The organism is Mesorhizobium sp. P2_D6, assembly GCF_056404315.1.
The window spans coordinates 149,162-171,802 of record NZ_JBFUEG010000006.1; the positions used below are offsets into that span (position 1 = coordinate 149,162).

18 protein-coding genes and 1 tRNA gene are annotated in these 22,641 nt (G+C 62.6%); 14 read left to right on the forward strand and 5 right to left on the reverse strand.

Translation table 11 applies throughout. From position 1 onward, the window contains the following. The first annotated feature begins 63 nt into the window (after positions 1-63). From smc to AC1D1L_RS15135, 3 genes are all read left to right on the forward strand, one after another. Entirely contained in the window at positions 64-3,522 is a 3,459-nt protein-coding gene (gene smc, locus AC1D1L_RS15125) for a chromosome segregation protein SMC (RefSeq protein ID WP_477342400.1), read from the forward strand. Between the two features lie 108 nt (positions 3,523-3,630). Then, the gene (locus tag AC1D1L_RS15130; RefSeq protein ID WP_477342401.1) at positions 3,631-4,614 is read left to right on the forward strand and encodes an NAD-dependent epimerase/dehydratase family protein; all 984 of its coding nucleotides are present in this window, start codon (positions 3,631-3,633) and stop codon (positions 4,612-4,614) included. Positions 4,615-5,806: 1,192 nt separating this feature from the next. Next, complete coding sequence (locus AC1D1L_RS15135) at positions 5,807-6,100, forward strand: hypothetical protein (protein ID WP_477342402.1); 294 nt, start codon at positions 5,807-5,809, stop codon at positions 6,098-6,100. A gap of 118 nt (positions 6,101-6,218) precedes the next feature. Here the strand turns inward: AC1D1L_RS15135 and AC1D1L_RS15140 are convergent. Next, positions 6,219-6,293 (reverse strand) — tRNA-Gln (locus tag AC1D1L_RS15140). Positions 6,294-6,402: 109 nt separating this feature from the next. Further along, on the reverse strand, positions 6,403-6,747 hold the full coding sequence (locus tag AC1D1L_RS15145; protein ID WP_477342403.1) for a VOC family protein: 345 nt from the start codon (positions 6,745-6,747) through the stop codon (positions 6,403-6,405). Between the two features lie 215 nt (positions 6,748-6,962). On the opposite strand from AC1D1L_RS15145, the gene ppdK reads away from it, so the two are divergent. From ppdK to AC1D1L_RS15160, 3 genes are all read left to right on the forward strand, one after another. Beyond that, the gene (gene ppdK / locus AC1D1L_RS15150) at positions 6,963-9,668 is read left to right on the forward strand and encodes a pyruvate, phosphate dikinase (RefSeq protein ID WP_477342404.1); all 2,706 of its coding nucleotides are present in this window, start codon (positions 6,963-6,965) and stop codon (positions 9,666-9,668) included. 175 nt (positions 9,669-9,843) lie between these two features. Continuing rightward, entirely contained in the window at positions 9,844-10,947 is a 1,104-nt protein-coding gene (locus tag AC1D1L_RS15155; RefSeq protein ID WP_477342405.1) for a glycosyltransferase family 9 protein, read from the forward strand. Positions 10,948-11,037: 90 nt separating this feature from the next. Next, positions 11,038-11,808: a polysaccharide deacetylase family protein gene (locus AC1D1L_RS15160; protein ID WP_477342406.1), complete on the forward strand. Its 771-nt coding sequence runs from the start codon at positions 11,038-11,040 to the stop codon at positions 11,806-11,808. Between the two features lie 134 nt (positions 11,809-11,942). On the opposite strand, the gene AC1D1L_RS15165 is transcribed toward AC1D1L_RS15160, so the two are convergent. Both AC1D1L_RS15165 and AC1D1L_RS15170 read right to left on the reverse strand, forming a co-directional pair. Further along, positions 11,943-12,332 carry a DUF427 domain-containing protein gene (locus AC1D1L_RS15165; protein WP_477342407.1) on the reverse strand — a complete coding sequence of 130 codons (390 nt, stop codon included), beginning with the start codon at positions 12,330-12,332 and terminating at the stop codon, positions 11,943-11,945. A 144-nt stretch (positions 12,333-12,476) separates the two neighbouring features. Then, positions 12,477-12,908, reverse strand: a complete 432-nt coding sequence (locus AC1D1L_RS15170; RefSeq protein ID WP_477342408.1) for a hypothetical protein — start codon at positions 12,906-12,908, stop codon at positions 12,477-12,479. Between the two features lie 208 nt (positions 12,909-13,116). Here AC1D1L_RS15170 and AC1D1L_RS15175 point away from each other — a divergent pair, with 208 nt between their 5' ends. The 3 genes from AC1D1L_RS15175 to AC1D1L_RS15185 all read left to right on the forward strand — a co-directional run bounded on the left by AC1D1L_RS15175 (position 13,117) and on the right by AC1D1L_RS15185 (position 16,512). After that, positions 13,117-14,745, forward strand: a complete 1,629-nt coding sequence (locus AC1D1L_RS15175) for a fatty-acid--CoA ligase (RefSeq protein ID WP_477342409.1) — start codon at positions 13,117-13,119, stop codon at positions 14,743-14,745. Positions 14,746-14,920: 175 nt separating this feature from the next. Continuing rightward, a complete protein-coding gene (locus AC1D1L_RS15180) occupies positions 14,921-15,703 on the forward strand; it encodes a DUF1499 domain-containing protein (RefSeq protein WP_477342410.1) in 783 nt (260 codons plus the stop codon). Between the two features lie 374 nt (positions 15,704-16,077). Then, entirely contained in the window at positions 16,078-16,512 is a 435-nt protein-coding gene (locus tag AC1D1L_RS15185) for a hypothetical protein (RefSeq protein WP_477342411.1), read from the forward strand. 203 nt (positions 16,513-16,715) lie between these two features. On the opposite strand, the gene AC1D1L_RS15190 is transcribed toward AC1D1L_RS15185, so the two are convergent. Then, on the reverse strand, positions 16,716-17,729 hold the full coding sequence (locus AC1D1L_RS15190) for a LacI family DNA-binding transcriptional regulator (RefSeq protein ID WP_477342412.1): 1,014 nt from the start codon (positions 17,727-17,729) through the stop codon (positions 16,716-16,718). A gap of 196 nt (positions 17,730-17,925) precedes the next feature. On the opposite strand from AC1D1L_RS15190, the gene AC1D1L_RS15195 reads away from it, so the two are divergent. From AC1D1L_RS15195 to AC1D1L_RS15215, 5 genes are read left to right on the forward strand one after another with little or no spacing between them, the layout of a single operon-like run. Further along, positions 17,926-18,969, forward strand: a complete 1,044-nt coding sequence (locus AC1D1L_RS15195; protein WP_477342413.1) for an ABC transporter substrate-binding protein — start codon at positions 17,926-17,928, stop codon at positions 18,967-18,969. A 27-nt stretch (positions 18,970-18,996) separates the two neighbouring features. Further along, positions 18,997-20,034 (forward strand): ABC transporter ATP-binding protein, encoded by a 1,038-nt coding sequence (locus tag AC1D1L_RS15200; RefSeq protein WP_477342564.1) that lies wholly within the window; start codon positions 18,997-18,999, stop codon positions 20,032-20,034. After that, a complete protein-coding gene (locus AC1D1L_RS15205; protein ID WP_477342414.1) occupies positions 20,031-20,918 on the forward strand; it encodes an ABC transporter permease in 888 nt (295 codons plus the stop codon). Before AC1D1L_RS15200 ends, AC1D1L_RS15205 begins: the two co-directional genes overlap by 4 nt. Then, positions 20,911-21,702 (forward strand): ABC transporter permease, encoded by a 792-nt coding sequence (locus AC1D1L_RS15210; protein ID WP_192256411.1) that lies wholly within the window; start codon positions 20,911-20,913, stop codon positions 21,700-21,702. The genes AC1D1L_RS15205 and AC1D1L_RS15210 overlap by 8 nt, the downstream gene beginning before the upstream one ends. Then, a complete protein-coding gene (locus AC1D1L_RS15215) occupies positions 21,645-22,637 on the forward strand; it encodes a phosphorylase family protein (RefSeq protein ID WP_477342415.1) in 993 nt (330 codons plus the stop codon). Before AC1D1L_RS15210 ends, AC1D1L_RS15215 begins: the two co-directional genes overlap by 58 nt. The last annotated feature ends 4 nt before the right edge of the window (positions 22,638-22,641 follow it).

Below are 22,641 nucleotides of genomic sequence, written 5' to 3' on the forward strand. Positions count from 1 at the left end.
GGCGGCGCCGGAGCGACTGCGCTTTGGCGTCTGCGCACCTCTGCGACCTGTAGGCAGGCGCGAATGAAGTTTTCGCGCCTTCGCCTCCTCGGCTTCAAGTCCTTCGTCGAACCCGGCGAGTTCGTCATCGAACGCGGCCTGACCGGCATTGTCGGGCCGAATGGCTGCGGCAAGTCGAACCTTGTCGAGGCGATGCGCTGGGTGATGGGCGAAAGCTCCTACAAGAACATGCGCGCGTCCGGCATGGACGACGTGATCTTTTCCGGTTCGGGAACGCGCCCCGCGCGCAACACCGCCGAAGTCACGCTGTTCCTCGACAACAGCGACCGCACCGCGCCCGCCGCTTTCAACGACGCCGATGAGTTGCAGGTGTCGCGCCGCATCGAGCGAGAGGCCGGCTCGCTCTACCGCATCAACGGCAAGGAAGCCCGCGCCAAGGACGTGCAGCTTCTGTTCGCCGACCAGTCGACCGGCGCGCGCTCGCCCTCGATGGTCGGTCAGGGCCGCATCGGCGAGCTGATCCAGGCCAAGCCCCAGGCGCGCCGCGCGCTGCTCGAAGAAGCCGCCGGCATTTCCGGCCTTCATACGCGCCGTCACGAGGCCGAGCTTCGGCTTAAGGCGGCCGAGCAGAATCTGGAGCGGTTGGACGACGTCGTCGGCGAGCTGGAGAGCCAGATCGAAAGCCTGAAGCGCCAGGCGCGCCAGGCCTCGCGCTTCAAGAACCTGTCGGCCGATATCCGCAAGGCGGAAGCCACGCTTTTGCATTTGCGCTGGACGCTGGCCAAGACCCAGGAAGGCGAGGCGCGCTCGGCGCTGGCCGTTGCCACCGCACTGGTCGGCGACCGCGCTTCGGCGCAGATGAGCGCCGCCAGGGAGCAAGGCATCGGCGCGCATCGGCTGCCCGACCTGCGCGATGCCGAAGCCGCCGCTGCCGCCGCCTTCCAGCGCCTGTCGATTGCCAAGGCGCAGATCGAGGAGGAAGCCGGCCGCATCCGCGCCCGCCAGGCCGAGCTCGAGCGCCGCCTGCAGCAACTCGACGGCGACATCGCCCGCGAAGAGCGCATGGTGCGCGACAATGCGGATATCCTCGAGCGCCTGCGCGAGGAAGAAGCCACACTCAATTCTGAAAATGCCGGGGCCGCCGAACGCGAAGCCACCACGCGGGCCGCTTTCGAACAGGCCGGCGCGACGCTCGTCCAGAGTGAAGCGAAACTCGCCGCGCTGACCGCCGAACGGGCCGAGGCGGCCGCCTCGCGCAACCAGATCGAGCGCACGCTGCGCGAGACCGCCGAACGCCGCGACCGTTTTGCCCGGCAGCTCGCCGACGTCGATCGCGAATTGTCCGAGATCCTGTCCAAGGTCGCGGGCTTGCCCGACCCTGCCGAGAAGCGTGCTCTGGTCGAGGATGCGCTCGCCCGGCTGGAGGAGACCGAGGCCGGCGCCATATCAGCCGAACAGGCGGTCGCCGAGGCGCGCGCCGCTGAGAGTGCCGCCCGTCCGCCGCTGCAGGACGCCAAGGCAGAACTGGCCGGGATCGAAACCGAAGCGCGCACGCTGGCCAAGATCCTCAATGCCGCCAGCGGCGATCTTTTCCCATCGGTGCTCGAACAGCTCAGCGTCGAGCGAGGCTATGAGACGGCCCTAGGTGCTGCCCTTGGCGAAGACCTCGACGTGCCGCTCGACCGCAGCGCGCCGGTGCATTGGGGCGAAAGCCAGGTCCAACCAAGCGATGCGGCTTTGCCGGAAGGCATCAAGAGCCTCGCCAGCGTGGTGCGCGCGCCTTCGCAGCTTGCACGCCGGCTGGCGCAGATCGGCATTGTCGACGCCACTAACGGCCGCCGGCTGCAGGCCCTGCTTGCGCCCGGCCAGCGGCTGGTCAGCCGCGACGGCGCGCTGTGGCGCTGGGACGGCTTGACGGCAAGTGCCGATGCGCCGACCGCTGCCGCTCAGCGGCTGGCGCAGAAGAACCGGCTGGCCGAACTCGATGCCGAGGCGGTGCAGGCGACGCAGATCGTGCGCGAGGCGGAAGCAGCCCTTGCCCAGGCCGAACAGGCGCTGCGCCAGGCAAGCGAGGCCGAACGAAACGCCCGTCAGGCGGGGCGCGATGCCCAGCACGGGCTGGACGCCGCGCGCAACGCGCTGGCCGAGGCCGAAAAGGCCGGCGGTGAGCTGGCAAGCCGTCGCGCCGCTCTGGACGAAGCGCGCGCGCGCATCGTCGACAGCCATGAAGAGACGGCCGCTGCCTTTGCCGAGGCCGAAATGCTGCTGCAGGACGCGCCCGATCTCGGGGACCTGCAATTGCAGCTCGAACAATCCGCCGCCAATGTCGGCAGGGATCGCGCAACCCTTGCCGACGCGCGCGCCGTGCATGAGGGCCTGCGCCGCGAGGCCGAGGCGCGCACGCGCCGGCTCGACGCCATCGGCGCCGAGCGCAGCAGCTGGCTGCAGCGTGCCGAAAACGCCTCGACGCAGATCGCTTCGCTCGGCGAGCGCAGGGCCGAAGCCGAGGCCGAACGCGAAACGCTGGCCGACGCGCCCGACGAGATCGACGCCAGGCGGCGCGCGCTGCTATCTCAGCTGACCGAGGCCGAGACCTTGCGCAAGGCGGCTGCCGACCGTCTGCAGGAAGCCGAGAACAAGCAGGCGGAGCTGGACAAGGCCGCCACCGCGGCGATCCAGTCGCTGGCCGACGCCCGCGAAACTCGCGTCCGCGCCGAGGAGCGGCTGACGGCTGCCGACGAACGCCGGCTCGAGGTCGAGGCGCGTATCCAGGAAACGCTGAACACGCCACCGCATCTGGTCATCCGGCACACCGGTCTGGAAGCCGACAGCCCGATGCCGGAAATGGCCGACATCGAGCGCCAACTCGACCGGCTGAAGGTCGAGCGCGAGCGGCTTGGCGCTGTCAATCTGCGCGCCGAGGAAGAGCAAAAGGAACTGTCGGACCGGCTGGAGACCATCGTTTCCGAGCGCGAAGACATCATCGAGGCGATCCGCAAGCTGAGGCAAGCGATCCAGAGCCTGAACCGCGAGGGCCGCGAGCGGCTGCTCGGCGCCTTCGACGTCGTCAACGGCCATTTCCAGCGGCTGTTCTCGCATCTGTTCGGCGGCGGCACGGCGGAACTGCAGCTGATCGAATCCGACGATCCGCTCGAAGCCGGGCTCGAAATCCTGGCGCGTCCGCCTGGCAAGAAGCCGCAGACCATGACGCTGCTCTCCGGCGGCGAGCAGGCGCTGACGGCGATGTCGCTGATCTTTGCCGTGTTCCTGACCAATCCGGCGCCGATCTGCGTGCTCGACGAAGTCGACGCACCGCTCGACGATCACAATGTCGAGCGCTTCTGCAACCTGATGGACGAAATGGCCGCGACCACCGAGACGCGTTTCGTCATCATCACCCACAATCCGATCACCATGGCGCGCATGAACCGCCTGTTCGGCGTGACCATGGCCGAGCAGGGCGTCAGCCAGCTGGTGTCGGTCGATCTGCAGGCCGCCGAGGCGATGCGCGAGGCGAGCTGACGCGTCGGCTTGGCCAGTGGCCTCAACCCCGGCTTTCGACTATAGCACCAATGGAATGCAGCCAATCGCCTCTGATGGCTGGCTTGGTCATGTGTCTGGAGAACGTTGTTGCCTGTACTCGTCACCGGAGCCGCGGGGTTCATCGGAAGCCATGTCTGCCATCATCTGCTGAACCGCGGCGAAGCCGTCGTCGGCGTCGACAATATGAACGACTATTACGACCTGGCGCTGAAGGAAGGCCGGCTCGCCCGCCTCAAGCCGCAAAACGGCTTTTCCTTTCACCAGCTCGACATCGCCGAGCCGGGCGCTCTCGCCGATGCGCTGGCCGGACAAGGCATCGTCAAGGTCGTGCATCTGGCGGCACAAGCGGGCGTGCGCCATTCGCTGGACAATCCCCGGCTCTATGTCCGTTCCAACGTGGTCGGCCATCTCGAAGTGCTCGAATTCTGCCGCGCAACGGTCGGCTTCGAGCATCTGGTCTATGCCTCGTCGAGTTCGGTCTATGGCGGCAATCGCAAGGTGCCGTTTGCCGAGACCGACCAGGTCGACAAGCCCGTCTCGCTCTACGCCGCCACCAAGAAGGCCGACGAGCTGATGAGCCACACCTACGCCCATCTCTTCGGCCTGCCGCAGACCGGCCTGCGCTTTTTCACCGTCTACGGTCCCTGGGGCCGGCCCGACATGGCCTATTGGCTGTTCACCCAGGCGATGCTCGAGGGCAGACCGATCCGGGTTTTCAACGATGGCGAGATGTGGCGCGACTTCACCTATATCGACGACGTCGTGCGCGCCATTGTCGCCGTGCTCGACAAGCCGCCGGCGGAAGTGCCGCCATGCCGGATCTACAATGTCGGCAACAACCGGCCTGAGCGGCTCGACGATTTCATCGCCACGCTGGAGCGGCTGCTCGGCGTCACCGCGATGCGCCACAACGAGCCGATGCAGACCAGCGACGTCGAGCAGACCTATGCCGACATGACGGCGCTGGAACGCGATTTCGGCTTCCGGCCGAGTGTCTCGATAGAGGACGGGCTGAAGAAATTCGTCGACTGGTACCGGTCGGAATGGATGACGAAGTCGGCAGACCGCTGACTGCCGAAAGCCGGCCATCAAGGCGGTGATGGCCATGGCCTCCGACCCCATAAATCATCCCGCGCGCGAGACGATGACGGTGCAAGCATCGCCAGCCAAGCCGGCTGAAACGGGTCCCGGCTTCGGTCGCGTCGCACGCATCATTGGCCGCAAGACGAACTGATTGCGCAACTTCGGTCGCTTGAAAACGATGGGACGCGTGGCGTCCTCAACTCAACTCATTCTCCCAGAAAAGTTGCGCGAACGAGTTCGTGTTTGTCGCCAATTCGGCAGGCGCCCCGTTTATCGGAGGCCAAAGAAGCTCAGTATCGCAATCACGATGACCACTGCTCCGACGAGCCAAATTATGTTGTTCACAATGTCTCTCCCGAAAATTTGTTGCTGAGAGTGAACTCGTCAGAGCCTACTAATGTTCCCGCATTTTTCTGCGTCGAAACGAATGGCCGCCATCCGTTTCGTCCGCCGTCAGACTAAGGTCCGAACTGGGTATGACTGAAGTCCTGGCGTCAGAGTCATAGGTCGAAGGTGAGCAACCTATGCCCTCCCAATACATTGCAACCAGGCTGCCGAGTATGAGTCCCTTCATCGGCGGTCAATCGGGTGCCCGCCATTCTCCATAGACTAGCGGGCACCCGATTGTCGTGGGACCGCCAATCGGCGTGACGTTTCAACAACGAGGCTAATAGTGACTTTTGTCCAGAGATCCGTGCGTGAACGCGCAACCACCCCACCCGCAAACGACAACGACAGTCCTACGGAAGTTTCTTCGGTCCTTGATCTTATACCGCGGGCTGACGACGACAAAGTCGCTGACCTTGTCAGGCGAACAGAGCGCCTGGCAATCGCCGTGCTTATCGCGATGGCGATTTTGCTGATCTTGGGACCGGTGGCTTACTTTGCACTTTCTTACGGAATCTGAGGCGGCCTGCTTGGTTCGTCCTTTCGGAAATCCTGAAAGGCCGAGGGTCGTTCGCAGCACTGCTTTGTTGAGCTGCGCAACTCCTCATGGCGGCTTTGAAAGAGCGTCCTGCCAACAAGACCTGGTGTCGAAATTCCCTTTCGACATGCCGTTTTGCGCGGGAGCGTCGGTCACTGATCGCGCCGCCGCGAGAACCGACGACGCCACTCGGAACCAAAGGGATGGGAGGTGGTTATCCCCGCGAAGGGATGATCAGAAGATGGATATATTGCAATGAAAACAATGATCGTGAGCGCTTTGGCGCTGTTCATCGCGATGCCGGCGATAGCTTCGGCAGCCGAAGCTGACGTAATCATCACGACCCACCATCGACATCACCACAAGACCGTCAAGATCATCAATGACCAGGGTCAACGCCTTCATCACCGTAAACACGGCACGGTTGCCTTCTACGACCACGGCCGCAGACATCATCGTCCGGATACTGTTATCGTGACCGGCTCAATCGAGCGTCGCCACCATCGTCATCGTCATCCCGTCATCATCCAGGACGACAGCGACTACTGATCCTCTTCGCACGGCCCGGCTCTGTGGATGGAGTCGGGTCGCGTGGGGGAGCCGGATAGCCGCTGACGGCAGCCATTCATGGCGTCTGTAAATCATTGATTTCAAAAGGCGTGTGAATTGGCTGGGGCGCCAGGATTCGAACCTGGGAATGTCGGTACCAAAAACCGATGCCTTACCACTTGGCGACGCCCCAGCAGGCGGGCTTTGCCCGCTGCGCGCGGCCTTATAGGACGAGCGGCACGAAAGCTCAATGCCGAGTTGGCCCTGTGCAAAACTGATCCACCGCTTGGCACGGGCGCTCGCTATTCGCCCCAGACCGCCAACTCATTGCCGGCCGGATCAGTGAAATGGAACCGCCTGCCGCCCGGAAACGAGAAGATCGGCTTGACGATCGTGCCACCGGCATTCTCAACCGCGTCGAGGGTTGCTTCCAGATCCTGCGAATAAAGCACCGGCAACGGTTTGGTCGGCGCCTCCGCGCCATCGGCCTGGAAACCGCCGTCGAGCCCTTCGCCAAAGGCCGAATAGGTCGGCCCGTAATCGGTGAACGACCACGAGAACGCCGCGCTGTAGAACGCCTTGACGCTGTCCAGCGTTCCGCCGGTCGCAGGCAATTCCAGATAGTCGAGTTTTCCGTTGAGTTTCATCACGCTACTCCCAACTTGTTCATGATATGTTCTATATCGCGGGCGGCTGGCCGGCAAGTCTTTTTGACGCAGCTTTTGCTTAATCGATTGTAGTGGCCAGGCTTGGCTGACCACGCCTTGCCTTTCGCACTGCAGCATAATAACGCTCGGGTCGGACGCGGGGGAACCGGGCTTTGGCTCCGGTGTTGTTTCTTCCAAGGACTTGGAGGGCGAGCATGACCAAATGGGTCTACACCTTCGGCGATGGCGCCGCGGAGGGGCGTGCGGGTGACCGCAATCTTCTCGGCGGCAAGGGCGCCAATCTGGCCGAGATGTGCAGCCTCGGCCTGCCGGTGCCGCCGGGTTTCACCCTCACGACCGAGGTCTGCAACGCCTATTACGCCAACGGCAACACCTATCCGCCCCAGCTGAAAGCCGATGTCACAAAAGCGCTGGACCATATCGGCACGCTGACCGGGCGCCGTTTCGGCGATCCGTCGAAATTGCTGCTGGTCTCGGTCCGCTCCGGGGCACGCGCCTCGATGCCGGGCATGATGGACACCGTGCTCAATCTCGGCCTCAACGACGAGACGGTCGAGGCACTGGCCGCCGATTCCGGCGATGCCCGCTTTGCCTATGACAGCTACCGCCGCTTCATCCAGATGTATTCCGACGTCGTCATGGGTCTCGACCACGAAGTGTTCGAGGAAATCCTCGAGGACCAGAAGGCGAGCCTTGGCCACGAACTCGACACCGAACTGACCGCTGAGGAATGGCAGGGCGTCATTGCGCTCTACAAGGCCAAGGTCGAGGAGGAACTCGACAAGCCGTTCCCGCAGGACCCGCACGAGCAGCTCTGGGGCGCGATCGGCGCCGTCTTCTCCAGCTGGATGAACAACCGCGCCATCACCTACCGGCGCCTGCACGACATCCCGGAAAGCTGGGGCACGGCGGTCAACGTCCAGGCCATGGTGTTCGGCAACATGGGCGAGACCTCGGCCACCGGCGTCGCCTTCACCCGCAATCCCTCGACCGGCGAAAAGATGCTCTATGGCGAGTTCCTGGTGAACGCGCAGGGCGAGGATGTCGTGGCCGGCATCCGCACGCCGCGGAACATCACCGAGGCGGCGCGCATCGCCGCCGGCTCCGACAAGCCGTCGCTGCAGAAGCTGATGCCGGACGCGTTCCGCTCTTTCGTCGACATCTCCGACCGCCTCGAACAGCACTACCGCGACATGCAGGATCTCGAATTCACCATCGAGCGTGGCAAATTGTGGATGCTGCAGACGCGCTCCGGCAAGCGCACCGCCAAGGCGGCGCTCAAGATTGCCGTCGAAATGGCGCGCGACAGGCTGATCACCACGGAAGAGGCGGTCGCTCGCATCGATCCGGCCTCGCTCGACCAGCTGTTGCATCCGACCATCGATCCGAAGGCGCCGCGCGACGTCATCGGCGTCGGCCTGCCGGCTTCTCCGGGTGCTGCGACCGGCGAGATCGTTTTCTCGTCCGCCGATGCAGAAGAACTGAACACGCAAGGGCGCAAGGCAATCCTGGTGCGCATCGAAACCAGCCCCGAAGACATTCACGGCATGCATGCTTCGGAAGGCATCCTGACCACGCGCGGCGGCATGACCAGCCACGCCGCCGTGGTGGCGCGCGGCATGGGCAAGCCTTGCGTGTCGGGCGCCGGCTCGCTGCGCGTCGACTACAAGGCCGGCACGCTGATGTCGATGGGCCAGACCTTCCGCAAGGGCGACATCATCACCATCGACGGCAGCAACGGCCAGGTGCTGAAGGGCGCCGTGTCGATGCTGCAGCCGGAACTCTCCGGCGATTTCGCCGCCATCATGGAATGGGCCGATGCGACGCGCCGCATGAAGGTGCGCACCAACGCCGAGACGCCGCTCGATGCGCGCATGGCGCGCTCCTTCGGCGCCGAAGGCATTGGTCTGTGCCGCACCGAGCACATGTTCTTCGACGGCGAGCGCATCGTCGCCATGCGCGAGATGATCCTGGCCGATACCGAGAAGGACCGCCGCACCGCCTTGGCCAAACTTTTGCCGATGCAGCGCTCGGATTTCCTCGAACTGTTCGAGATCATGGCCGGCCTGCCGGTGACGATCCGATTGCTCGATCCGCCGCTGCATGAATTCCTGCCAAAGACGGAAGCCGAAGTGGCCGAAGTCGCCGCTGCCATGAATGTCTCGCCGGACAAGCTCAGGCAGCGCACCGAGGCCTTGCACGAGTTCAACCCGATGCTCGGCCATCGCGGCTGCCGTCTCGCGGTCTCCTATCCCGAGATCGCCGAGATGCAGGCGCGCGCCATTTTCGAGGCCGCCGTCGAGGCCGGCAAGAAAGCCGGCGCGCTGGTCGTTCCCGAGATCATGGTGCCGCTGGTCGGCCTGGTGAAGGAGCTCGATTACGTCAAGGCGCGCATCGACGCCGTCGCCAAGAGCGTCATGGAAGAAACCGGCGTCAAGATCGACTATCTCACCGGAACGATGATCGAGCTTCCGCGCGCCGCGATCCGCGCACATGTCATTGCCGAGTCGGCCGAGTTCTTCTCCTTCGGCACCAACGATCTCACCCAGACCACCTTCGGCATCTCGCGCGACGACGCGGCGTCCTTCCTCGAGACCTACCGTCAGAAGGGCATCATCGAGCAGGATCCATTCGTCTCGCTCGACATCGAGGGCGTCGGCGAACTGGTGCGCATGGCGGCTGAAAAGGGCAGGGCGACGCGGCCCGACATCAAGCTCGGCATTTGCGGCGAGCATGGCGGCGATCCGGCCTCGATCCGCTTTTGCGAAGAGGTCGGCCTCGACTATGTCTCGTGCTCGCCCTACCGCGTGCCGATTGCGAGATTGGCCGCCGCGCAGGCCGCGGTGCAGATTGCCAAGATGGTCGCGCCGCGCCCCAAAAAGAGCGCCGCGGCATCCTGATTTCGACATAGTCCTCTCGGCGTCGCGCAAATGGCCACCCCAGGGGTGGCCATTTGGCGCTAAGCTTACGATTTTGTAAGCAAATTCACGCTGATGTGCGCGGCTCAGCACGCAATCCCGACATCGTTTCTGCCCAATTTCACGGTCCCCCAACCCGCCCGGTGCCGAGAAACAGATGTTGCAGATTTCGCCCAAACCCTTCCGCTCGATCCTGATCCTCCAGACCAAGTTCATCGGCGATATTGTTCTGTCCTCCACGCTCGCCAGGAACCTGCAGCTCGAATATCCCGGCGTCAGGATCGCCTTCCTCTGCGAAGCCCGCCTCGCCAGTTTCGTGACCGCGCACGGCATCGCCTCGGACGTCGTGACCTTCCGCCGCGCTGCCATGCGCGGCACCCCGCTGGAGCGGGGACGCGAACTCTATTCGATGATCAGCAAGCTGCGCCAATTTCGTTTCGACCTGACCATCGACCTCACCGATTCAAAGACCTCGCGCATCATCGTCAGGTTCCTCAATGCCAGGACCCGTGTCGGCTACAATCCACCGGAAAGGCCGCTGCGCTGGCATGAGCGTCAGCCGGCCAATCTGTTTGCCGAGCCGTTCGGCTTTGGCGAGCAGCACTATCTCTACCGCTATCTCTCGCCGCTCGAGCCGCTTGGCGTGGCTCTGCGCGTGCGCGCGCCGTCGATCCTGCCATTGCCGCTGGAGACGGTGAGGGCCCAGGCATTGCTGGATAGACATCGTTTGCGCCCGAACGGCTTCATCGCCGTGCATGCCGGCGCGAGCTTTCACGGCCGGCGCTGGCAGCCGGAACGCTTTGCCGCGGCGATCGACACGATTGCGCGCGAGACCGGACTGGACTTTGTGCTGGTCGGCGGACCGGACGAGCGCAAGCCCGCCGAGCAGATCCTCGCTCACGCCGCGTCGCCGATCGTCAACCTCGTCGGCGCGCTGTCGCTGGAAACGCTGCTGGCGGTGTTGCAACAGGCGCGACTGTTTGTCGGCAATGAGAGCGGCCCTATGCACATGGCAGCAGCCGCCGGAACGCCGGTTGTCGGCCTGTATGGCCTGACCAGCCCGGCCGTTTGGGGGCCGGTCGGCGTGCCCAGCCTCGCTTTGCAGCCGTCCATGCCGTGCAATTGCGTCGCGGGCAGCCTGTGCAATCCGCTCGATCCCAGCAAGGCGTGCTGCGTCTGGCGCCTGGAGGTCGAACCGGTCGTCGCCGCGGTGGGCCAAGTCCTGTCGCGGACGCAAGTGGAGCTGGAACACGCCGTCTGATGGTGCGCGGCGGTCACATTGTCGGGATATCAGCTTTCTGCATGGCCGATGTCCCGATTTCCGCCTTGTTGCGGGTCTTGGAATGCGGCTATGACAGCGCCGATTCTGAAACAGAACAGGCATCCCTTGCAAAAACTGATTTGGGCCACCGCTTTATCGTTCTGGGCCGCATTTGCGGCCCACGCGGCGCCGCTTGTCGAGCCGACGCTGCGCCTCAAGGCGGACGCGGGCGGCAATGTGGGCCGCGTCGCGCTCACGCTCGACGCCTGCGGCGGGCAGACCGATACGAGGATACTTTCGGCCTTGGTGGAGAACCGGATTCCGGCGACGATCTTCGTCACCGGCATCTGGCTGAAGCGCAATGCCGCCGCCGTCGAGATCATGCGCGCGCATCCCGATCTGTTCGAACTGGAAAACCATGGCGGCCATCACATCCCGGCCGTCGACACGCCGCAAAAAATCTACGGCATCCGCAGCGCCGGCAGCCCTGAAGCGGTGCAGGCCGAAGTCGAGTCGGGCGCGGCGGCACTCGCGCGGACCGGCGAGCCGGCGCCGAAATGGTTCCGCGGCGCGACCGCCGAATACAGCCCGTCGGCCATCGCCATGATCCGCAAGCTCGGCTTCAAGATCGCCGGCTTTTCGATAAACGGCGATGGCGGCTCGTTGCTCGGCGCAAAAGAAACCGCCCGCCGCATTGGCGCTGCCAAGGATGGCGATGTGATCATCGCCCACATCAACCAGCCGACCCACGCCGCCGGCGAGGGCGTCGTGCAAGGCCTGCTGGCGTTGAAGGCCAAGGGGCTGACGTTCGTGCGGCTCGACGACGCCGATGGCGTCGGCAACGACGGGACGACGGATTAGATTGCGGCGGAAGGCGGTTTTCATCGCCGCCTGAGAGCCATCGCCAACATTCGGGACTCGGCCGAGGCCTATAAGCTTGGTCATATGATAACGACGCGACGAGCGTTCTGGCTAACCTTCAGGGCATGCAGCCCTCAGGCCGGCGTGGCTTCGATCGTGACCCTGTTGGCGTAAAACGCGCCGTGGTCGCGAATCTCGACCATTTCGTCGAAGGGTCGCTCATAGGCCCACATCGCGTCCTTGCCGGTTTCGCCGGCCGGCAGCACGCTCCAGTAGCTGGCGTCGCCCTTGTAGGGGCAGTGGGTCGACAGGGCGGTTTTGCCGAGCTGCGTGAAATCGATGTCTTCGAAGGGGATATAGAAATGCTGGGGGTAGGGCGGTTCGGACAGCAGCTTCGCCCGCGTCGATGAGGCGATGACCGTATCGCCGGCACGCACGACGACGGTACCGCGATAGGGCTCGACGGTGATGATCTTGCCGGGATTGCTCTGGAAGCCGGGGGCGGGGTTGGCGATCTGGTCCATGCGGGGGGTCTCCTTGTCCGATTGGGAGCACGGGGGATTGCTTCCCATATCCCTCAAATGTGTTCGGAGAACCTGTCGCGCAAGGCCATCGTGACAGACAGGTGTGCCTGGCCGGTCGTTGAAACGATCACAAATATGCGAACGTCAGGCCGCGGTCTTGAAGACGTCCATCAGCCCGGCATAGGCAGCGGCAATGCCGGCCACCGGGTTGGTGCTTCTTGACGTGGTCTCGACCTTCAGCGCGCCGCCGCCGGTCGGCAAGGTGAGCAGCAGGAACTGGCGATTGCCGCCATCGCCGATCGATGCGGCCGCGACATGCTGGCCTTCGCCTTCGTTCTGGACGCACATTTTGAACAGCAGCGTGCCGCCGACCGCCTCGAGGGCGCCGCCGACCACCTCGACAAATTCGTCTTCGGAAACCTTTTTGGCCTCCGGCACCAGATCGGCCAGGCTTGCGGCCAACGTGTCTTCAAGCTCTTTGTCGTCGAGTTGGATATCGTCCAGCAGCACGTCTTCGGCCTGGTTGTCGTCCAACGGCCTGTCTTGCACCTGCGTGTCGTCGAGCTGCGCGTCCATGCGAACCTCTTTCAGTCGCCTATCGCACCCCTTGCCCCGTTAACGAACGTTAACACCGACGATGGCCGGATTGTGGCGGTTTCCCTAGGGATTCGATCACTGCTTGCTTCAGCCGTTAACGGTTGGAGACTTGATGACTGGACAATCTGTCCGTTCGTCTCACAATGGAACAAAAACGGAAGAACGAGGAACCAATGGGAGGAACCAGATGCTCGGACTGATGCAGGAATGGCCGCTGCTCTGCCACAAGCTGATCGACAATGCCGAGCGGCAACACGGGACGCGAGAGATCGTGTCGCGCTCGATCGAAGGTCCGGTCGTTCGCACCACTTATGCCGAGATCCATCGCCGCGCCCTGAAGGTTGCCCAAAGGCTCGAACGCGATGGCTTTGTGCTCGGCGACCGCATCGCGACCCTGGCCTGGAACACGGCGCGCCACATCGAGGCCTGGTACGGCATCATGGGCATCGGCGCCATCTACCACACGCTGAACCCGCGTTTGTTTCCCGAGCAGATCGTCTGGATCATGAACAATGCCGAGGACAGAGCGATCTTCGTCGACCTGACCTTCGTGCCGCTGCTTGAAAAGATCGCCGGCGCGGTCAAATCGCTGAAAAAGGTGATCGTGCTGACCGACAAGGCGCATCTGCCTGAGACGACGCTGCCGAATGTGGTCGCCTATGAGGACTGGCTGAACGAGGCCGATGGCGACTTCGCCTGGAAGACGTTCCCTGAAAACACCGCTGCCGGCATGTGCTACACCTCCGGCACGACGGGCGATCCCAAGGGCGTGCTTTACAGCCACCGTTCGAACGTGCTGCACGCCATGATTGCCGCAATGCCCGACGCCATGGGCATCTCCGCGCGGGACACGATTCTCCCCGTCGTTCCGATGTTCCATGCCAATGCCTGGGGCCTTGGCCAGAGCGCGCCGATGATCGGCGCCAAGCTGGTCATGCCCGGCTGCAAGATGGACGGCGCCTCGATCTACGAGCTGCTCGACACCGAGAAGGTGACTTTCAGCGCCGCCGTGCCGACCGTGTGGATGATGCTGCTGCAACATCTGGAAGAGACCGGCAAGAAACTTCCCCATCTGAGCAAAGTCGTCATCGGCGGCTCGTCCTGTCCGCGCGCCATCACCAGGAAATTCCAGGACAATTACGGCGTCGAGGTCATCCATGCCTGGGGCATGACCGAAATGTCGCCGCTCGGTACGCTTTGCACCATGAAGCCGCAATATCAGCAGCTCGAGGGCGAGGCCCGGCTCGATGTCCAGGGCAAGCAAGGCTACCCGCCCTTCGGCGTCGAGATGAAAGTAACCGATGACGACGACAAGGAACTGCCCTGGGACGGCAAGACCTTCGGCCGCCTGAAGGTGCGAGGCCCGGCCATCGCCAGCGCCTATTATGGCGGCGTCGGCGCCGAGCAGTTCGACAAGGACGGCTGGTTCGACACCGGCGACGTCGCCCATATCGATCCGGGCGGCTACATGCAGATCACCGATCGCGCCAAGGACGTGATCAAGTCGGGCGGCGAGTGGATCTCGACCATCGACCTGGAAAACCTCGCCGTCGGCCATCCCGACGTCGCCGAGGCAGCCGCTATCGGCGTCCATCATTCGAAATGGGGCGAACGGCCCTTGCTGGTCGTGGTCGCCAAGCCGGGCAAGGAGCCGAGCAAGGCCGACATCCTGGCTTTCATGGCCGGCAAGGTGGCGAAGTGGTGGATGCCCGACGACGTCGCCTTTGTCGGCGAAATCCCGCACACCGCCACCGGCAAGATACAGAAGATCACCTTGCGCAAGCAGTTCAGCGACTACCGCCTGCCGACGGATTGATTGAGGTCGTACGTTTTTGGGCCGCATGCGGTTATCGAAAACGTTGGAGCATGTCGCCCAAAAGTGCGAAGCGGTTTTGGGACAACGACATGCGTGGAAACAACGAGCAAGGGATGTTCAATTTGAGCATGACTTGCTCTAAGCCTCTGTGCGGGTTGGGGCGGTGCTGAAGACAATGGACGTTAACGAGCGGCAAACATCGAGGGCGGCCGGCTGGTCGCGGCGGACGGGCGCTTTTGCCCTGGTGCTGTTGCTGACCGTGCTGGCCGGCCATCATTTCGAACTGGTCGAAACGCCGGCCTTCCTGTGGGTGCTGGCGATCGTCGCCCTGCTTGCCGCGTTCGCTTTGCTGTTTGCCGGCCTCGCTTTGTCCAGGTTGTGGCATTTCGGCGGCCGTGGCGGGCGCGACCTCTCGGTCGGCGCCTTGCTGGCGCTGCTGGTGCTGACGCCCTACGGCATCGCTGCCTATTGGGTGGCGACCACGCCGCCGCTCAGGGACATCTCGACCGATCTCGACAACCCGCCGGCGCTGGATACCAGCGACCGCACCAAGGATATGAACCTGCTCGCGCCGCCAACCCCGGGCGAAGCGCGCCTGCAGACCGACGCCTATCCGCTGGTCACCGGGCGCAGCTACGATCTGCCGTTCGAAACCGTCGTCGACGCTGTCGAAACCGTGCTCGACCGCCGCGACTGGCAGCTTACCGCACCTTATCCGGTGACAGACGGTCAGGACGAGGTAACGATATCGGCCGTGGCCCGGAGCTTCGTGGTCGGCCTGCCCGCCGACGTCGCGATCCGGGTGAGCAATGATGGCGACACCATCGTCGTCGACATGCGCTCGGCCTCCCGCTACGGCCGCTACGACCTCGGCGATAATGCATCCCGCATTGTTGGGTTCCTGGCCGAACTCGACCAGGAGGTGGCGGGCCAGGTGGGTGCTGCGCCGGCTGAGTGAGGGGTGGCGCCAAGGCACTGCAGGGGGTGAGCGCGGGCGCCGCTAGCGCCAGCGGCGCCCGGCGATCTCGGCATCCAACGCGCGCGTCAATGCCGCCTCGGCCATAATCCACTGCAACGAGGTGGTAAAGCATGACGGCGTTCCCACGCAAACCAGCACAAAACGCTGAAATCCTGCAAGGTGCTGAAATCCTGCAAGGTCTTGCCACGAATGGTCCGCCCTTTGTGCGTAGTGCCGGAAAGGTGAAAAAGGGTTCTCTATCCAGTGCTCAATCGCAGTGTTGATCCCAACTGGCGCGCGTAACGCGCCGTGACCGGGCTGACGAACTACCAGTTCAGGATCACGTATTGTGAATAAAGAGAAAGGTCGTATGAATGGGAAAGAAAGCAATATTAGCGTTATCTATTGTAACTCCTATGTTTATTGCGATAGTAAGCATAGTGTATTGGTATTCCGGCGAGATGAATGGTTACTGTGGAAAAACAAAAAGTTTTGCGTCTGACGCAGAGTTAATTGAAAGTGCGTTGGTCCTTGAGGCTCGACAGCCAGATTTCCCCTATGCAATTTCAAGCACGGCAGTTGCAAGCGAGTACTTAAAAAATAATACCGACTGCTGCAAGGTAGAGCGATGGGATCATCCGCTGATGGCGAATCCGTTTTTAGCAGCTCTGAGTGGACAACGCGGATTTGCAGTCATCTTAGTTTATCCAAGAAAACATCCTGATCTGGATGGGATGCACCAAGAAACTATAAATGTATTAGATAGTTGTGGTGCATCGATCGACAGGTACTCTATATCTAAAAAGTGACCCGATATAAGCGAGTATTATAGGAGACATGAAATGTCTATTCCAACGGCAGCAGAAATAATTAGTCGGGTTCCTCGCCGAGCTTGATCAGGAGGTGGCGGGCCAGGTGGGGCGGCACCGGCGGAGTGACATCCAGAGCACCAGACGGCCAATCGGAATCGCTTGGCGCCGCAAAAATGCGGATTGAGACCGCGGGCAGACTACTACTCGGCCGGGTCGAATTTGCCTTGCAACAAGACTGTCACGACCGGCCCAAGCGGATTGGCGATCCGGCTTTCCAGGACTTCGATGAGTTTGTGCCCGACGTCTGCCATGTCTACGGAATGAACGCCGATCTTCGCCGGCAGGAAGCGCGCCAGACGCGTGTTGTCCCGGGTGACGATGTGGACGTCGCGGCCGGGCTCAAGACCCCGCCTGCCGAGAGCGTGCAACGCTCCCAGAAGGCCCAGTTCGTTGGCGCATGCCAGGCCCGTCGGCGGATCTGATGACGCCAGCAGGCGGTCGAACCAGGCTACGCTCGATTCCATCGTGAACGTGCCGTGACCGATCAGCGATTGGTCGATCGGAATACCGGCCTCGGCCATCGCCCTGCCATAGCCGGCAAGACGCATGGCGCTCGCCTGATCCTTCGCCACGAGGAGTTGCAGGGCAATACGCCGGCAGCCCTTGTCCATGAGCCGTTGCGTCGCATCGTAGGCAATCTGCTCATTGTCGATATCGACATAGGGATACGCGATGTCCAGGTCGGTTCTTCCAAACGCCACGAACGGGATGCGTTGATCCAGCAGCAACTTGACGCGCGGATCACCCGAGACCATGCGCGTGATGATCAGGCCGTCCGCGCTGCGCGCGTCGAGCAGGCGCTGTACGCTTTCGACGGGATCGTCATCGGGCGTGGTCGAATAGATGGACAGACTGTAGCCTGCTTGCCGCGCCGCCAGCGTCATGCCTTCGATCAAGGGAAGCTTCGCCAGATCGGACAGGTAGTCGCGTGTCTCCATCGGCAGCACTGCCGTCAGCGTCAGGGTTCGTCCGGTTTTGAGCGCGCGACCGTGATGATTGGGAACATACCCGACCCGCTTCGCCACTTCCTTGACGCGGGCTATGGTCGACGGCTGCACTTCCGGCCCATCCTTCAGAGCGCGGGACACCGTGGTCACCGAAAGGGAAAGTTCTGCCGCGATCTGTTTTAAATTGGCCATATCGCCCGACTTCATTTGCGAAAGCGCCGGCTGATCCTGCTGGGCATCGCAACGTTACCGGATTCGACCTGAGGGTCAAATCCAGGCCTCCAGCCTGAACGGAGCTGCCGGCGTCAGCTTGACTATAGGGCGATTTTCGGTAATCGTAACGTTACGATTGTTAAAAAAGCTATCTTTTCGGCATTTTGATAAATCCGGAGGAGGAGAAATCATGTCCCGGTTACTACGCATTTCCCTGGCAGCGATCGCAGTCTCGGCGGCCTTGCCCGTCTATGCCCAAACAGTCACCATCACCACGGCGGGCGGCGACTATGGCAACGCCATAAAGGAGGCCATGTGGGCTCCCGCTGCAAAAGAGCTCGGCTATGATGTCCGCGAGGAGACGCAAAGCGACGGCCTGGCTGCCCTCAAGATGCAGGTAACCTCGGGTGCGGTTACGACCGACATCATCCACCTCGGCTCACCGGAAGGCGCGCAGGCAGCCGCACAGTCGCTGCTGGAGCCGCTCGACTACAAGATCATCGATCCCAACTCCGTGCCGGCCGGCGCAAAGTCCGACTACTGCTATCCGTTCGACTCCTATGGCACCGTCATGTCGTGGAACACCAAGACCTATGGCGACAATCCACCAAAGACCTGGGCGGAGTTCTGGGACGTCGCCAAATTCCCGGGCCGTCGCGCGCTGCGCGCCAATGCGCAGGACTTGATCGAGATCGCGCTGCTCTCGGACGGCGTGGCACCGGCGGACGTCTATCCCGTGCTCAGCACGCCGGAGGGTTTGGAGCGCGCCATCAAGCGGCTTGACGCGATCAAACCAAATGTCTCGGTGTGGTGGACCTCCGGAGCGCAGTCGGCGCAATTGCTGAAAGACGGCGAGGCGGATCTGGTCGTCACCTGGAATGGGCGAGCCCAGACGGTGAAGACGGATGGCGGCGCGATCGACTATACGTTCAAGGGTTCCGTCATCGGCACGGACTGCCTTGCGGTGCCGAAGGGGGCGCCGAACAAGGAAGCTGCCATGAAGCTCATCGCGGCGATGACGCAGCCCGCACGGGTGGCGAAGCTGACCGACTTCATCGCCTATGGTCCGGTCAATCCTGCCGGCTATGAGGGTGGTCTTATCCCCAAGGATCGCCTCAAGACCCTGGCGACGGCGCCTGAAAATGCCGGCACTTCGGTGTTTTCGAACGCCGACTGGTGGGTCAAGAACGGCGAGGCCGCCCAAAAAGCTTTCGATGAGATGATGACCCGCTGAGTTTCAGCTCTAAGGCTGAAGCACATGATGAAGTCGCTCCCGATCACCATCGACAGCGTGCGCAAGACCTATGGATCTTACGTCGCGCTGGACGATGTCTCGCTCGACATTCAGGCTGGCGAATTCCTCACGCTGCTCGGGCCCTCCGGTTCGGGCAAGACCACGCTGCTCATGGCTCTGGCCGGTTTTGTCCGGCCCGATTCCGGTAAACTCCTGTTGGATGATCGCGACATTACCCGCCTGGCCCCCAACAAGCGGGACATCGGCATAGTGTTCCAGAACTACGCCCTGTTTCCCCACATGAACGTTCTGGCAAATGTCGAGTATCCGTTGATGCTGCGCAAGACGCCGAGAGCGGAGGCGCGTCAGCGGGCGCTTGACACCTTGGCCCGCGTGAAGCTGGAGGGTTTGGCGGAGCGCAACATTGCCGCATTGTCCGGCGGCCAGCGCCAGCGGGTGGCGCTGGCACGGGCAATCGTCTTCGAGCCACGCGTGATGCTGATGGACGAGCCGTTGTCGGCGCTCGACAAGAACCTGCGCGAGACCATGCAGTACGAGATCCGGCGTCTGCACGACGATCTGGGGATCACCACGATCTATGTGACGCATGACCAGCACGAAGCACTGATCATGTCAGACCGGGTTGCGGTAATGAATTCCGGCCGCATTCAGCAGATCGACACGCCACAGCGGATCTATGATCGTCCGTCGACCCGCTTCGTCGCGGAGTTCATGGGTGAGGCCAACATTGTGGCTCCGGGCGCGGTGCGCAGAATAGACGGCACCGATGCGTCAAGCGAAGCTGTGATGATCCGCGCGGAAAGCTTCCATCTTGATGCGAAGCTCGTTGGGCGGGACGGGGTGGCGCTTGAGGGAACGCTGCGCGCCAAGGCGTTTCGCGGCGAGAACTGGCTTTTGACGCTGGCGCTTGACGGCGGGCAAGAGATTCTTGTCTGCATTCCGGCGGCGCTGGCCAGTGGCTGCGCCGAGCTTGCCACCGGTCAGCGGGTGACCGCCTATGCACCAGCGGCGAAAGTTCACGCGATACCGGGAGCGAGAGCGTGACCGTCATCGCCGATCCTGCGCTCGCGGCAGACGCTCGACGCGAGCGGCGGTTCTTCCTCTCGCTTTCGCTGCCGGCGCTTTTCATCGTTGGACTGGCGGCGATACTGCCCATCCTCTGGATCATCCGGCAATCCTTCCTGACCACGGGGGGCGAATACACCGTCGGCAATTACGAGAAGGTGCTGTCGAGCGGACTGACATGGTCGGCGCTCGTCACAACCCTTGAGCTATCCGTGGGCACGCTGGCGATCTGCATTCTTCTCGGCACCCCCCTGGCGCTCGCCCTGGCCAGCGCCAGACCGAAGGTGGCCAATTTGCTGATGGCCTTCGTCATGCTGCCGTTGTGGACCTCCATTCTGGTGCGGACCTATGGGTGGCTCGTGCTCTTGCGGCGCGATGGCCTGATCAACGCGGCATTGACCGGTTCAGGCCTGACAGCGGAGCCATTGCCGCTGGTCTACAACTTCACGGGAACGCTCATCGGCATGGTTCACTACATGCTGCCGCTCTTCCTGCTGCCCGTTTATGCAGCGATGCGCGATATCGACGCAAACCTCATTCGCGCGTCGGCGAGCATGGGCGCTACCCTCGGGCAAGCGATCCGCACGGTCATTCTGCCGCTTTCTGCCGGCGGCATCATCTCGGGTTCGATGATCGTCTTCATCTACACCATAGGTTTCTTCATAACGCCGGCGGTGCTTGGCGGCGGCAAGGTAAATCCGCTCTCCATCCGGATCGAGCGCACGCTATCGACCTTTCAGGATTGGGGGTCGGCGAGCGTCTTGGGTATTCTGTTGCTCGTTCTCATGGCGCTGATCGGCATGATGTTCCTGGCGGCGCGGCGACTGATGGCGCGCAACAATGTCGGCGCGACCGATGCTTGAAGCCTATCCGGACAACAGGCTGGCCCGTATCCTTCTGTGGAGCTTCTGCGCGCTCGTAATGATTTTCCTGATGCTGCCGACGCTCGTCGTCGTCCCGCTCTCCTTTTCGGCATCCAATCTTCTCGAGTTCCCGCCGCACGCATACTCGTTGCGCTGGTACGAGACGTTCTTCGGCTCGGCGACATGGATGGCCGCGCTCAGGACGAGCCTGATCCTGGGGACATTGACGGCGACGGTCGCGGTGCCGCTGGGGCTGCTGGCCTGCATCTCGATGAACAGGCTCGGCGGAAAGGCCGCCCTGACCATTCAGGGCGTTCTGCTCACCCCGTCCATTGTGCCGGGCATCCTGCTGGCGATCGGTCTGTTCTTTGTTCTGGCGGCGCAACGTCTGGTCGGAACGCTGTTCGGCGTGCTGGTTGGACACGTGGTGCTGGCCATCCCGGTCGCGTGCATTGTGTTGCTGCCGGCACTGATCCGCTTTGACTGGAACCAGGTTCAGGCGGCGCGCAGCCTGGGCGCAAACTGGGCAAAAGCCATTGGCGGCATAATTGTCCCGCAACTCCGGATCAGTCTGTTGTCGGCCACGCTGATGGCCTTCCTGACCTCGCTCGACGAGTCAGTCATTTCGATCTTCGTCGCCAGCGGTCAAAACAGCACGCTGCCGAAGCTCATGTTCCTGTCGCTGCGCGATCAGATCGATCCAACGATTGCGGCGATCTCGACATTGTGGACCGTCATCGTCGTGGTCGCCGTCCTGATCGTGACCCTTCGCCAAAAATCCTGACCGAGACTGGAAACATGCCCACAAATCATCACGCAGCCGGTGCTCCGGCGGATCAATCATCCGACATTCCTCTGGTCGGGCTGGCGATCATCACCGGCTCGGCAAACTGGGGGCTTGCCTTCCCGGAAGATGTCGAATTCGAGGGCGTGCGCACCTTGCGCCGCGACATGAGTTTTGAAACGCCTTTCGGTCGTTCCGACAACTGGAAGCTGCTTGAGTTCGATGCGTCGATTACCGCCGAAGGCAAAGCGAAACGTGCCTTGTGCATGTATTCGCACGGCAATCCCCGCGACCATATCGACCATTCCTGCCATCGCCGCGCGTTCTGGGTGTTGATGAACGCGGGTGTACGGCAAGTGCTGTCCTGCTCGACCATCGGCGCCGTCAACAAGGCGATCAAGCCCGGTGACATGGTGGTGAATGCCGATATCATCGAACTGACGCAGACCCCGTTTTCACTGCTTCCCGGCCGCCAGAGCTTCGATTGCTCGGGCAAGCAGATTGTCTGCCCAAGATGTGCGGCAGCTCTGGTCGAAACCGCCCGGCGCCATTGGCCTGCCGAATGCCGGGTCCATGGCATTGAGCAGCAGTTGGTCGCTGCCCACTGCTACGGGCCGCGATTGACAACTCCCGCCGAAGCTCTGGCGTATCGAAACATGGGAGCGGACGTGCTCAACCATTCGATCGCCCCGGAGGCGACCTTGTCGCGCGAGATCGGTGCATGCTTCGTGCCCTTGGCGTTCGTCACCGCTGGCTTCAACGACTACATGGACCGCAATCGCCAGAAATTGCTGCAGGAGGACGTGTTGCCGAGCCTCTCCATGACAGCCTCGCGGGTCGCGCTGGAGACCGCGGCACGACTTCCGGTCAATCCGGAATGCACCTGCCACGGTTTGAAGTCGCCTCAACCGGAAGAACGTTCCAGCCGGTTCTAGAGCC